Annotated in this window: 9 protein-coding genes and 1 tRNA gene; all 10 read left to right on the plus strand. The window is 68.6% G+C overall.

The window, feature by feature from the left end:
- The first annotated feature begins 117 nt into the window (after positions 1-117).
- Positions 118-188, plus strand: a tRNA-Cys gene (locus tag ACEN9G_RS23815).
- A gap of 162 nt (positions 189-350) precedes the next feature.
- Positions 351-1376 carry a LacI family DNA-binding transcriptional regulator gene (locus ACEN9G_RS23820; RefSeq protein WP_413341800.1) on the plus strand — a complete coding sequence of 342 codons (1026 nt, stop codon included), beginning with the start codon at positions 351-353 and terminating at the stop codon, positions 1374-1376.
- The gene (locus ACEN9G_RS23825; RefSeq protein ID WP_483127051.1) at positions 1373-2644 is read left to right on the plus strand and encodes a sugar ABC transporter substrate-binding protein; all 1272 of its coding nucleotides are present in this window, start codon (positions 1373-1375) and stop codon (positions 2642-2644) included. The genes ACEN9G_RS23820 and ACEN9G_RS23825 overlap by 4 nt, the downstream gene beginning before the upstream one ends.
- Positions 2641-3711, plus strand: a complete 1071-nt coding sequence (locus tag ACEN9G_RS23830) for a carbohydrate ABC transporter permease (RefSeq protein ID WP_413341796.1) — start codon at positions 2641-2643, stop codon at positions 3709-3711. The genes ACEN9G_RS23825 and ACEN9G_RS23830 overlap by 4 nt, the downstream gene beginning before the upstream one ends.
- On the plus strand, positions 3708-4580 hold the full coding sequence (locus tag ACEN9G_RS23835) for a carbohydrate ABC transporter permease (RefSeq protein ID WP_413341794.1): 873 nt from the start codon (positions 3708-3710) through the stop codon (positions 4578-4580). Before ACEN9G_RS23830 ends, ACEN9G_RS23835 begins: the two co-directional genes overlap by 4 nt.
- Before the next feature lie 15 nt (positions 4581-4595).
- Complete coding sequence (locus tag ACEN9G_RS23840) at positions 4596-5573, plus strand: family 43 glycosylhydrolase (RefSeq protein ID WP_413341792.1); 978 nt, start codon at positions 4596-4598, stop codon at positions 5571-5573.
- A 32-nt stretch (positions 5574-5605) separates the two neighbouring features.
- Positions 5606-7954 (plus strand): GH32 C-terminal domain-containing protein, encoded by a 2349-nt coding sequence (locus ACEN9G_RS23845; RefSeq protein ID WP_413341790.1) that lies wholly within the window; start codon positions 5606-5608, stop codon positions 7952-7954.
- The gene (locus ACEN9G_RS23850; protein ID WP_483127052.1) at positions 7936-9024 is read left to right on the plus strand and encodes an ABC transporter ATP-binding protein; all 1089 of its coding nucleotides are present in this window, start codon (positions 7936-7938) and stop codon (positions 9022-9024) included. Before ACEN9G_RS23845 ends, ACEN9G_RS23850 begins: the two co-directional genes overlap by 19 nt.
- Entirely contained in the window at positions 9021-9986 is a 966-nt protein-coding gene (locus tag ACEN9G_RS23855) for a carbohydrate kinase family protein (protein ID WP_495605456.1), read from the plus strand. Before ACEN9G_RS23850 ends, ACEN9G_RS23855 begins: the two co-directional genes overlap by 4 nt.
- Positions 9987-10090: 104 nt before the next feature.
- Positions 10091-12907: a TonB-dependent receptor gene (locus ACEN9G_RS23860; RefSeq protein ID WP_483127053.1), complete on the plus strand. Its 2817-nt coding sequence runs from the start codon at positions 10091-10093 to the stop codon at positions 12905-12907.
- Positions 12908-12952: the final 45 nt, after the last annotated feature.

Genomic DNA, 12952 nt, shown 5'->3' on the forward strand with positions numbered 1-12952 from the left:
AAGCAGGGCTGGAAGCACGTTTGACCGGAATCCGGCGAGTAAGTGCCGCACCATGGCGGTGCGTTTGCTTGATATGGCACAGATACCCGTCATGGATGCCCGCCTATGATTGTTTACGGCGAGGTAGCAAAGCGGTTATGCGACGGCTTGCAAAGCCGTTCAGACGTGTTCGACTCACGTCCTCGCCTTTCACTCTTCTTCCACACCGCTCCCCCACCTGAAGTTGTTGACCCCGGCCCGAAAAGCCGATAGCATTCGGTCAAATGACAACGTTGGACAATTTGCGGTGAAAGACCACCGCGACGCCGACGTTGACCAGTTCGAAGACCCGAAGGGGCGGAGGAGACGAGGTGTCGACCATTCACGATGTCGCCGAAAAAGCCGGCGTATCGATCAAGACCGTGTCGCGCGTGCTGAACGATGCGAGCAGCGTGTCGGAAAAGACCCGCCAGCGGATCGAGCACGCCATGCAGGCGCTCGACTTCGCGCCGTCCGCCGCCGCGCGCATGCTGCGCGGGCGTCCGACCGATCTCGTGGCCGTCATCGCGGACCAGCTCACCACGACCCCCGATTCGTCCGAGATCATCAAGGGCATCCAGTCCGTCTGCGAAGACCTGGGCAAGATGCTCATCATCGGCGAGACGGGCGGACAGGCGCACGTCGCCAGCCGCCTGGTGGCCGACATGCGCACCCGCCGTGTGGAGGCGATCATCTTCGCCACCACGTTCCACCGTCCCGTGACGGTCACCGACACGCTGGGCCAGACGCCGGCCGTGCTCGCGAACTGCTTTGAAGCGGCATCCCGGTTCGCGGAGGTCATCCCGGACGACGAGGGCGGCGGCTATGCGGCGGCCGAGACCGTGCTGCGCGCGGGCCACCGCAAGATCGCGTTCCTGCAGCTGATCGAGGGCATGGTGGCGACGCGCCTGCGCCTGCAGGGTTTTCGCCGCGCCATGCAGGACCACGGCGTACGGCCGAACGACGCCTGGCTGCTGCACGGCGCCACGCCCGGTGTCGAGGACGAGTTCGCGCAGTTGCGGACGACGATCGACGGCCTGTTCGCGGGCGCCGAACGTCCCACGGCCATCCTGTGCGGGAACGACAAGATGGCGATCCGCGTGATCTTCCTGCTGCAGCGGCGCGGCCTCCGGGTGCCGGAAGACGTGTCCGTCGTCGGCTTCGACGACTTCCGGCTTCTGTCGGAGGCGTCCGATCCCGGCCTGACGACCGTCACCCTGCCGTATCGCGAGATCGGTGCGCTCGCCGCGCGCCGGGCGCTCGCCAAGGACCTGGAGCCGGGCATCGTCCGCGTGCCATGCCGCGCCGTGCTGCGCGGTACCGTGGCGGCGCCGTCGGGCGGCAAGGCGGGACAATGATGAAACGGGCGCTGCTTCCGGTACTCGCCATGGTGGCGTCGCCCGCCCTGGCGGCGCCCATCGACATTACTGTGTGGCGCCACGATACCGGCGACGCCGAAATGGTCGCGAGCCGGAACATGGTCGACCGGTTCAACCGCGCCCAGGACAAGTGGAAAGTCGTCGTCGAGACGATCCCGCAAGGCACGTACACGGAATCGATCACGGCGGCGTCCCTCGTCGGGCACCTGCCGTGCGTCATGGCGATCGACCAGCCGGCCGTGCCGAACTTCGCGTGGGCCGGCACCATCCGTCCGCTCGACCGGCTGCTGCCGGCATCGGCGGTGCAACCGTTGCTGCCGGGCGGGCGCGGCACGTACCAGGGACGCCTCTACAGCGTGGGCCAGTTCGACGTCGTGCTGGCGCTGTTCGCGCGCCGGTCGCGGCTCGCCGCCGAGGGCATCCGCGTGGCGACCATCGAACGGCCCTACTCGGCGCGCGAACTCCACGACATCCTCCTGAAGGCCAAGCGCGCCGGCCATTACCGCTATCCGCTCGACCTGAACGGCAAGGCGACAGGCGAGTGGTTCAGTTATGCCTTCTCGCCCTGGCTCGAGAGCGCCGGGGCGGACCTGATCGACCGCGGCGACTACCTGCGCGTCGAGGGTGTGCTCAACGGCGACCCCGCCGTGGGTGTCGCCCGCTACTACGGCCGCCTGTTCAGGGACCGTCTCGCCGAACGCAATCCCGCCGACGACAAGAGCTTCGAACAGGGGCGCTCGCTGCTCCAGTACACCGGGTCGTGGAAGGCGCGCGACTACAGCGAACGCTTCGGCGACGATCTCGTCGTGATGCCGCCGCCCGATTTCGGCCATGGCCCCCGGATCGGCGCGGCGTCCTGGCAGTGGGCGGTGTCGAGCAGCTGTCCTTATCCGGCGGGTGCCGCGGCGTTTCTCGAGCACGTGCTGTCCGCACGGGAGATGGCCGAGTTCTCGCGCATGACCGGGCTGGTCCCGGTCACGGCGGATGCCGCGGCGCTCACGGCGCACTACCGCCCGGGCGGCGCCTGGCGCATCTATTTCGACTTCGCCGCTCGCTATGCGCGGCCGCGGCCCGCGACGCCGGGCTATCCCGCGATCTCGGCTGCGTTCGAGAAAGCCATGGCGGATGTCCGTGCCGGGAAGGATGCGGCCGAGGCGATGGACGAGGCGGTCGAGACGATCGAACACGACATCGCCCGCAACGGCGGCTACGGATTCATCCGGCACGAAGCGGTGGCGCGCCAATGAAGACACTGCCCGGCCGCGACCATCCGCTGGCGATCGCCGGCTTCGCCGGTCCGGCGCTGCTGCTGCTCGGCTTCTTCATGCTGTTGCCGCTGCTGATCGCGGCCGGCGCCACGTTCACCGATCACCGGCTGGTGTCGCCGGCGCCGACCCGCTACGTCGGCCTGGAGAACTACCGGCGCCTGCTGGCGCTGCAGGTGGTCGAGGTGGGGCCGCTGCGCGACGCGGCAGGCGCGGCGTTGCGCGACGAGGAGGGCATCCGCTTCCCCACGTGGCGCCAGACGCGCCGCGCGCAGCCGCAGCTGGCGCAATACCGGCCGGCGTGGCAGGTCCAGCTGGGCGAGCGCCGGTTCGTGCTGGCCGCGACGGACCCGCTGTTCTACCGCTCCCTCATCAACACCTTCCTGTTCGCGCTGCTGGTGCTGCCGCTGCAATGCGGCGCGGCGCTGGGGCTGGCGCTGCTGGTGAACCAGCGCATCGCCGGGCGCGTCTTCTTCCGCACCGTGTATTTCGCGCCCGTCGTGACGTCGATGGTGGTCGCGTCCATCGTCTGGTCGTTCATGCTGAACACCGACCGCGGCATGATCAACGAACTGCTGCGCGCCGTGACGGGCGATCCGAACGTCGGGCCGGACTGGCTGGGCGAGCCCCGCTATGCGCTGCCCGCCATCGCCATCATGTCGGCCTGGCAGGGCGCGGGATTCCAGATGCTCGTGTTCCTCGCCGGCCTGCAGTCGATCGCGCCGGAGCTGTACGAGGCCGCGACCCTGATGGGCGCGAATGCGTGGCAGCGCTTCGTGCACGTTACCTTGCCGGGGCTGCGCAACACGATCGTGTTCGTCGTCGTGTCGACCCTGCTGCTGGCGTTCGGCCTGTTCACCCAGGTCGACGTGATGACGCAGGGCGGACCGCTCGATTCGACGACGACCGTCGTGTACCACGCCGTGCGCTCCGGGTTCCGCCAGCAGGACATCGGGTACGGCTCGACCATCGCCATGGTCTTCTTCGGCATCGTGCTGCTGGTCGCCGTGCTGCAGCGCGTCCTCCTCGCGCGGGGAGAGAACGCATGAAGCCGTTCCTCCGCACCGCCTTCCTGGTCGCCGTCATGGGCGTGCTCGGCGTCGTGTTCGCGGCCCCGCTGCTGTTCATGTTCGCGTCGTCGTTCAAGCGCGACGACGCCATCTTCGCCAACCTCGCCAGCTGGTCCGCCTTCGTCCCCGATGCGGGATGGTCGCTGGCCAACTACGCGGCGATCTTCGAGCGCAGCAACCTCCCGCTGTTCCTGCTGAATTCCACGATCATCGCGGCGTGCGTCGTCGTCGGCGGCGTCCTGGTCAACAGCATGCTCGCGTTTTCCCTGAGCCGCATGCGCTGGCGCGGCCGCCGCGCGGTGCTGGCCGTCGTGGTCGCGCTGATGATCGTCCCGTTCGAAGTCATCGCCATTCCCCTGCTGTCGCTGGTCGCGCGCCTGCCCTGGCCCGGCATCGAACAGGGCGCGCTGACGTGGCACATCGGCTGGTTCAACAGCCTGCACGTGCAGATCATCCCGTTCCTCGCCAACGCCTTCTGCGTCTTCCTGTTCTACCAGTTTTTCCGCGACATCCCGCGCGAGCTGGACGAAGCGGCCAGGATGGACGGCGCCGGGCCGTGGACCCTGTTCTTCCGCATCATCCTGCCCAACAGCCGCCCGGTGATCGCGACGGCCGCGATCGTGCTCTTCATCGCGGCGTGGAACCAGTACCTGTGGCCGATCATGGTCGTGCAGGGCGAAGCGGCGCGCCCCGTGCAGCCGGGCATCCAGCAATTCTTCGGGCGTTCCAATTCCTGGGGCCAGATCATGGCCTACGCGTCCGTGGTCACGCTGCCCGTGCTCGCCGTATTCCTCGCGTTCCAGCGCCAGTTCGTCGCCTCGGTGGCGGGTTCCGGCATCAAGGGCTGAATCGATTCAATCATCATGACACTCAAACTCGACGACAAATACATCTGGGATTTCTGGCACTACGCGGAAGGCGACGCCCAGCACCTGTTCATGCTGCAGGCCGACCGCGCGATCGGCGATCCGGACCTGCGCCACTGGAACGTCTCCATCGGCCACGCCGTGTCGCGTGACCTGCGGCACTGGGATTACCGCGGCACCGTGTTCGGGCCGTCCGCCGGACCCGCATGGGACGACTTCACGACGTGGACCGGTTCCGTGATCCATGCGGAAGGCCGCTACCACCTGTTCTACACGGGCACGTGCCGCGCCGAGAACGGGCTGCGCCAGCGCATCGGCCACGCGACCTCGAGCAGCATCGACGGCCCGTGGACCCGCGTCGGCGACGGCCTCGCGCTGGATCTCGACGAACGCTTTTACGAAGAACATGCGGAGGGCCGCTGGCACGACCGCGCGCTGCGCGACCCCTGGGTGCTGCCGGACCGGATCGACGGCATGTACCACATGTTCTTCACGGCGCGCCGCAACGACGGCCCCATGTTCGAGCGCGGCGTCATCGGCCATGCCGTCTCGCCCGACCTCGTGCACTGGGAAGCGACGGCGCCCGTGTACGAGGGCGGCCACTACGGCCAGCTGGAAGTGCCGCAGGTGTTCGCGCGCGACGGACAGTGGTTCTGCACCTTCTGCAACGTGCGCGACCACTGGGCCGAGGCGCAGCGCGCGCAGCAGGGCGGCGGCGTCTCGGGCACGCACTACCTCGTGGCCGGGAATCCGCTCGGCCCGTGGCAACCGGCCGAAGGCTTCCTGGATGGCGACGTACCGTGCCGGCGCTACGCGGGCAAGATCCTGCGCGACCCGGTGACGGGCGAGGACTGCCTGATGGCCTTTCTCGATGCGGGGCCGGACGGCCGGTTCGTCGGCCAGATCAGCGACCCGATCCCGCTGCGCTTCGAGCATGGCCGCTACCGGCTGGACGACATTTTGGCACCGGAATGACAACGATGGACAACCATCATTGAGGAGACACCGTGATTCCCTTTGACCAGACAAGCCGGCCGTGGCGGCGCGGGGTGGCTGCAATGCTGCTGGCGCTGCTCGCGCCGGCCCGTGCCGGAGCGGCGACCGACATCGCCGCCTGGCCGCTCGACGAGCAGCGCGGCAGCAGGACGATGGAAGCCGTCTCGGGCCGCCACGACCCCGTCGACTACGTCTTCAACCATGCCCGCTTCAAGCCGGATTCCGATCCGCTGTGGCGCCCGGCTGCGGCGTGCGTCAAGGGCGGCTGCCTGCTGTTCGACGGCTACTCCACGGACATCACGGCACCCGGCCTCGCGGCGGCGCAGCTGGGCGCCGGCTGGACGATCAGTGCGTGGGTGGCGCCGCATGCGTTCGAATGGGGCGACGGCGGCCAGTACTCGGCGTTCCTCAGCCAGTTCGACGAGGGCAGCAAGACCGGTTTCGCGTTCGGGATGTATCGCTTCGGCACCTGGGGCATCAAGCTGGGATTCGGCAGCGCGGAATTCGACCTGCGCGTGAGCGACCGCAAGCTGCCGAAGGACGCGTGGTCGCACGTGGCGGCCAGCTACGATCCGCGCGGCCGCGTGGTCCGGCTATTCCTCGACGGCGAACAGGTGGCGGCCGGCACGGTGCCGGCGGAAGGCAGCTTCGCGTTGCCCGCGCGGGCGCTGACGATCGGCCGCTATTCGCAGCCGCGCACCGTGGAAGGCGTGTTCCAGCTGAATACCTTCCTCGGCCTGATGGACGAGGTCCGCATCACGGCGGGCGCCGCGACGGGGGAGGATATCGCCCGCAAGGTGCACGCCGACCTGGCGGCCCACGGCGGCAGCGCGCCCGCGCTGGCGCAGGCCGACGTGACCATCGCTCCCGTCACGTTCGCCGGCGACCGCCATCGCCCGCAGTACCACGCAATGCCGGATTCCGGCTGGATGAACGAACCCCATGCGCCGTTCTACCAGGACGGCCGCTACCACCTGTTCTTCCAGAAGAACCCGTTCGGCCCGTTCTGGCACCAGATCCATTGGGGCCACTGGGTCAGCCCGGACATGGTCCACTGGCGCGAACTGCCCATCGCGCTGGCGCCGGAAGACGACACGCTCGCGCCGGACGGCATCTGGTCCGGCAGCGCCACGCATGCGCGCGACGGCACGCCGGTGCTGTTCTTCACGGCGGGAAACGACAAGGCGCCCATCCACGAGCGCACCGGTCTCGCGCGGCCTGCGGACGCGGACCTGGTGCGGTGGACGAAGTATCCGGTGCCGGTGACCGAGCAGCAGCCGGGCCCCGGGCACACGGGCGATTTCCGCGACCCGTTCGTGTTCCGCGACGATGCCGGCGACCGCTGGTTCCAGCTTGTGGGCTCGCGCATCGCGGGCGGCAGCGGCACGGCGCTCGTCCACGAATCGTCCGACCTCGTCCACTGGCGTTATCGGGGGCCGCTGTTCACGCTCGATGCGAAACGCTATCCCGGCTTCGACAAGACGTTCGAGCTGCCCGTGCTGCTGCCGATCGGGATGGGGACGGACGGCCGCCCCCGTCACGTGTTCCTCACGGACGTGGGGGCGCAGGCGTACTACTGGATCGGCGTGTTCGACCCCGCCGCCGCGCGCTTCGTGCCGGACCGCGAGGCCCCGCGCGTGTTCGACCTGGGCGATCACCATTTTTCCGGTCCCAGCGGTTTTATCGATCCAAAGACGGGTCGCACCATCGTCTTCTCGATTGCCCAGGGCGAACGCAGCCTGCGCGACGAATGGGCGAGCGGCTGGGCCCACAACGCGGGCCTGCCCTTGACGCTCGCGATCGGCCCGGACGACGACCTGCGCCTGGCGCCCATCGACGAACTCCGGAGCCTGCGCCAGGAGGTGTTGCTGGACCTGGCCGACGTCACGCCCGCCGCAGCGGCGGCCCGGCTGGCAACGATCAAGGGCGACGCGCTGGAAGTGGAACTGGACATGGAACTTGAACCGGCGGCGGACGGCCTCGCGCGGCGCGGGCTCGTCGTCCGCAAGACGCCCGACGATGCCGAGCACACGGACCTCGTCGTGGATACCGCGCGCGAGCGTTTCGAGATCGACCGCACGCACACGACGCGGGATGCGGACGCCCGCTCGCGCGGCGTGCAGGGCGGCGCGTTCGACCTGCGCGGCGAGCACGTGCGCCTGCGCGTATTCGTGGACCGGTCGATGGTCGAAGCCTATGTCAACGAACGCAAGAGCATCACGAGCCGCATGTATCCGTCGCGGCTTGACGCGACCGGGCTCGGTTTGATCGCGGCGCCGGGCGACCGTGTCGTCAGGCTGAAAGTATGGCGCATGGGCGGGCTGGATGCGGGGGCCTCGGCATGGCATCCATCACGTTGACCGGCGTGGGCAAGACCTACGCCGGCAAGCACGCCAACCGCGTCCTCGAGAACATCTCGTTCTCGATCGCGGACGGCGAGTTCGTCGTGCTGGTCGGTCCTTCGGGCTGCGGCAAATCGACCGTCCTGCGCATGATCGCGGGCCTGGAAGAGGCCAGCGGCGGCGAGATCCGCATCGACGGCGCGCGCGTCAACGGGACGCCGCCGGCCCGGCGCGGCCTGGCGATGGTGTTCCAGGGCTATGCGCTGTACGCGCACATGACCGTGTTCGAGAACATCGCCTTCGGCCTGCGCCTCGCACGCGTGCCGAAGCAGGAGGTCGAGGCATCCGTACGCACGGTCGCGTGCATGCTGCAGCTCGAGCACCTGCTGGACCGCAAGCCGCCGCAGCTGTCGGGCGGGCAGCGCCAGCGCGTGGCCATCGGCCGCGCCATCGTGCGCAAGCCGCGCGCCTTCCTGTTCGACGAACCGCTGTCGAACCTGGACGCCGCGCTGCGCGCCGACATGCGCGTCGAGATCGCGCGGCTGCACAAGCAGCTGGGCGCGACGATGGTCTACGTGACCCACGACCAGGTCGAGGCAATGACCCTGGCCGACCGCATCGTCGTGCTGGGGCCGACGGGCGTGCAGCAGGTCGGGGCGCCGATGGCGTTGTACGAGCGGCCCGCGAACGTGTTCGTCGCCGGCTTCATCGGCATGCCGAAGATGAACCTCGTCGACGGCACCGTCGACGCGCAGGGCCGGCTCGCGCTGGGCGGCGTGGCGCTGGACTGGCGCGGCCCGGCCGCAAGCGGCACCCCGGTGACGGTCGGCGTGCGGCCCGAGCACCTCGTGCCGGATGCCGCGGGGCCGATCCGCGGCGGCGTCGCGCTCGTCGAGCGGCTCGGCGCGGAATCGCACGTGCACCTGGATGTCGCGGGGCTGGCGCGGCCCCTCGTGGTGTCCATCAAGGAGACGCCGCCGCCGCCCGGCAGCGCCTGGGCCGTCGCGCCCGCGGACGGCGCGCTGCACGTGTTCGGACCGGACGGCAGGCGTATCGAAAACAATTTCAATCGGCAGGAGGAAGCATGATCGTTGTGTGTGGTGAAGCGTTGTTCGATGTGTTCGCGGCGGAGGAGGGGGGAGAGAAGCGGGCGGCCGCCATCGACCTGTCGGCCTGCCAGGGCGGTTCGCCGTTCAACCTGGCGACCGGCGTGGCGCGGCTGGGCGGCACCGCGTCGTTCTTCGGCGGCCTGTCGCGCGACCTGTTCGGCCGCAAGCTGCACGCGGCGCTGGCGGCCGAGGGCGTGGACCTGTCCGCCGCGCCGCGTCCGGACGCACCGACCGCGCTCGTGATGGTCAGCGTCGACGAGCGCGGCGTGCCCCTCTACACGTTCTACGGCAGCGGCACGGCCGACCGCATGGTGACCCAGGCCGACCTGGCGAGCGTGCCCGCCGACGCGGCGGCGATCCACGTGGGCTCGTACTGCATGGTCGTCGAGCCCGTGGCGTCCGCCTTGCGCGCGCTGGTCGACCGGCAGCGCGGCCGCAGTCTCATCGTCTACGACCCGAACGTCCGGCTGACCATCGAGCCCGATGTCGACACCTGGCGCGAATCCGTGCGCTGGATGCAGCGCCGCGCCGACGTGCTCAAGGTCAGCGAGGAAGACATCCACGCGCTGTATCCGGGCATGCGCGTCGACACGTTCATCGCGCAGTCGCTGGAAGCCGGCGTGGCCCTCGTCGTCGTGACATGGGGCGAGCGGGGCGTGGTGGCGGTCACGCGCTCGCAGCTGGCGGTGGAAGTGCCGGCCGTGCCCGTCACGGTCGTGGACACGGTCGGCGCCGGCGACACGTTCCAGGCCGGCCTGCTCGCCTGGCTGCAGCGCGCCGGCAAGCTCACCCGGCGCGCGGTGGAAGGCCTGGTCCAGGACGAACTGGTGGAGGCGTTGCGTTTCGCCGCGCGCGCCGCCGCCGTCACCTGCTCGCGCCGCGGCGCGGACCTGCCGTACACGAGCGAACTGGCCGATGTGGAAGGTTTCGAATTTTTTTAAAAATTTTTTCAAAAGAAATGACAACGTTGGACATCCGGTTCAAAAGACCGGCAGCTGGAAAAGCGAAGGCAAAGAAGTCAATATCACACAGGAGATAAATACAAATGCGTTACTCGCTCACCCCCTATATCGGCCGCTCGGCCGCCCTCGTCATCGCGCTGGCGCCCGCCCTCGCGTTCGCGCAGCAGCAGGCCGGCGCGGCCGCGGAGCAGTCCGCGGCCAAGGCCGACGAGCCCAATAACGTCGTGATCGTCACGGGCGTGACCCGGACGACGACCAAGAAGAACGCCACGTTCTCGATCAACACGCTGAGCGCGGAAGACATCCAGCGCCTGGCGCCGATGAGTACCGCCGACCTGCTGGGCAACCTGCCGGGCATCTATGCCGAGGGCAGCACCGCCGGCGAGGCCAGCAACAACATCACGGTGCGCGGCCTGCCCGTGGTCGGCGGCTTCCGTTTCGCGCCGCAGCTGATCGACGGCCTGCCGGCGTACGAGGAATCGGAAGCCCCGTTCCTGAACAACGACGTGTTCGTGCGCGACGACCTGATGACGGAAAGCGTGGAGGCGGTGAAGGGCGGCCCCGGCGGCATCTTGTATTCGAACGGCCTGGGCGCGACCATCAACCACATCACGCGCACGGGCGGCGACCACCTGGAAGGCGGCTACAAGCTCGAATACGCGGACTACGGCTTCATCCGCCAGGACGCGTTCGTGTCCGGCCCGCTGGGCAGGAACCTGACCGGCGCCGTCGGCGGCTACTATCGCAGAAGTCAAGGTATCCGCGATACGGGCTACACGGCGGACCGCGGCGGCCAGATCCGCGGCAACGTCATCTACACGAGCGACGACCGCCGGACGACGGCCCGCTTCGACGCGCTCGTCATCAACGACCGCACGGCCTTCTACCAGAACCTGCCGATCTCGGTGCCGCGCTTCACCCAGTCCGGCACGCCGGCGCATCCGACGGTCCTCAGCCAGGACACCATCCAGCCGCTGGGCATCGATTTCGCGCACGGCACGACGGCGTCGCCCTACAACCGCCGCTTCAACCTGATCGGCGAATACGGCACGCGCACGATCGACCAGGCCGACGGCATCCACCCCGACTTCAAGATGTTCACGCTGAAGCTGGGGCATGACTTCGACTCCGGCCTGAAGGTCACGGCCGGCCTGCGCCGCACGGGCGGCAGCAGCGGGTTCAATTCGGTCTTCACGGGCAACGACACGGCGACTGCGGCCACGTTCCTGAACGCGCGCTTCCAGAACGACGTGATCTCGCCGGCGCACGGGGCGGCGCTGGGCTGCAACCTGAGCAATGCGAAACTGGTCGGCTACTTCAAGAGCGGCACGTGCGCGGACTTCGCCAACATCAGCCGCGAGGACTTCATCGCGAAGTACGGAAAGGGCGCCGGCGTCGTCGGCACCTACCGGAACGACGGCACGCGCGTGGCGCCGGGATCCTACATGAACTTCCTGGTGCCGTTCATCGCCGACACCGACGCGGCCAGCACGGTCCTCGACCTGAAGGGCCAGCAGACGTTCAAGGCGGCCGGCACGCACGACCTGACGTTCGGCGTGTACCGCAGCCATTACACCTACGATCCGAACTTCCAGGCCGGGCTGCTCGTGTCGGAAAGCGCCCCCAACGCGCGCCTCATCGACCTGACGGTGGTCGATGCCGCCGGCAACCAGGTGGGCCCGTCGCTGACGTCGGGCGGCGCGATCCTGCCCGGCTGGTTCGGCTGGGTCAGCCACATCAAGGCCGATGGCCATGCAGCCTACCTGCTCGACCACTGGGAAACGCTGCAGGGCAAGCTGAAGATCGACGCGGGCGTGCGCTGGCAGGACGTGCGGGCCAACGTCGACCGCCGCGAACGCAACACGGCGGTCGACCTGACACCGGCGAACGTCGTCGTCGGCTCCACCCAGGATACCGCGGCGGACAACGAGATCCAGTTCCCCGGCCAGCCCAACCTGCTGAACAAGACCTATCACGGCATCGGCTGGTCGCTGGGCGGCAACTACAGCTTCAGCCGGCCCCTCGCCGTGTACGCGCTGGCGTCGTACTCGTTCCGCCTGCCGAGCCTCGAGGACCTCAACAACCTGAGCACTGCGGGCGCAGTGGTGGTGAACGGGCGCCCCGTCGAGCTCAGCGCCGTCGAGCACATCCGCCAGTACGAAGGCGGCCTGCGCTACCTGACGCGCGAGTTCGGCGCCTCCGTCGCGCTGTTCTACAACAAGTTCTCGCCGCGCAGCGCCGTGAACATCTACAAGGACTTCCAGTCGCCGGCATGCTCCACGCTCGGCGGCGTCACGCAGATCAACTCGTGCCCGGACGTGGCCCAGCTGTACAAGCGCGGCGTGCGCAACGTCGGCACGGAGATCGAACTGAGCTGGCGTCCACGCATGATCGAAGGGCTCGAACTGAAGGGTAACGTCGTGGCGCAGAATCCGAAGGTCGACGGTGCGCGCTACCAGATCACGCAGGAGGACAAGGATCCCCAGGGCGTGATCACGGGCTACCACTACGTGCAGATCAGCGAAGACGGCCGCCGTCCGCGCCGCCTGGCCAAGATCATGGCCAACTTCCAGCCGTCGTACGACCTGCTCGCCATGACGGGCATCCCGATGACGGTGTACGGACAATACCAGTACGTCGGCGACCGGTTCTCCGAGGCGACCGATACCAACGTGACCCTGCTGCCGTCGTACCACATCATCAACATGGGCGCGCAATACCAGGTCTCGTCGCGCTGGATGGCGCAGCTGCACGTGGCCAACCTCACGAACCAGCTGTCGTTCACGGAAGGCGATCCGCTGTTCTCCGACCTGCTGTCGCCGGACGGCACCCGTAACCGGGGTATCGCGCGGCCACTGTTCGGCCGCACGATCCGCGCCAGCCTCACGTACCGCTTCTGAGCGCACCGACGACTGCATCACGGGCGGCCGGGAGGCTGCCCGTCT

Source organism: Massilia sp. Masssp94 (assembly GCF_059491305.1).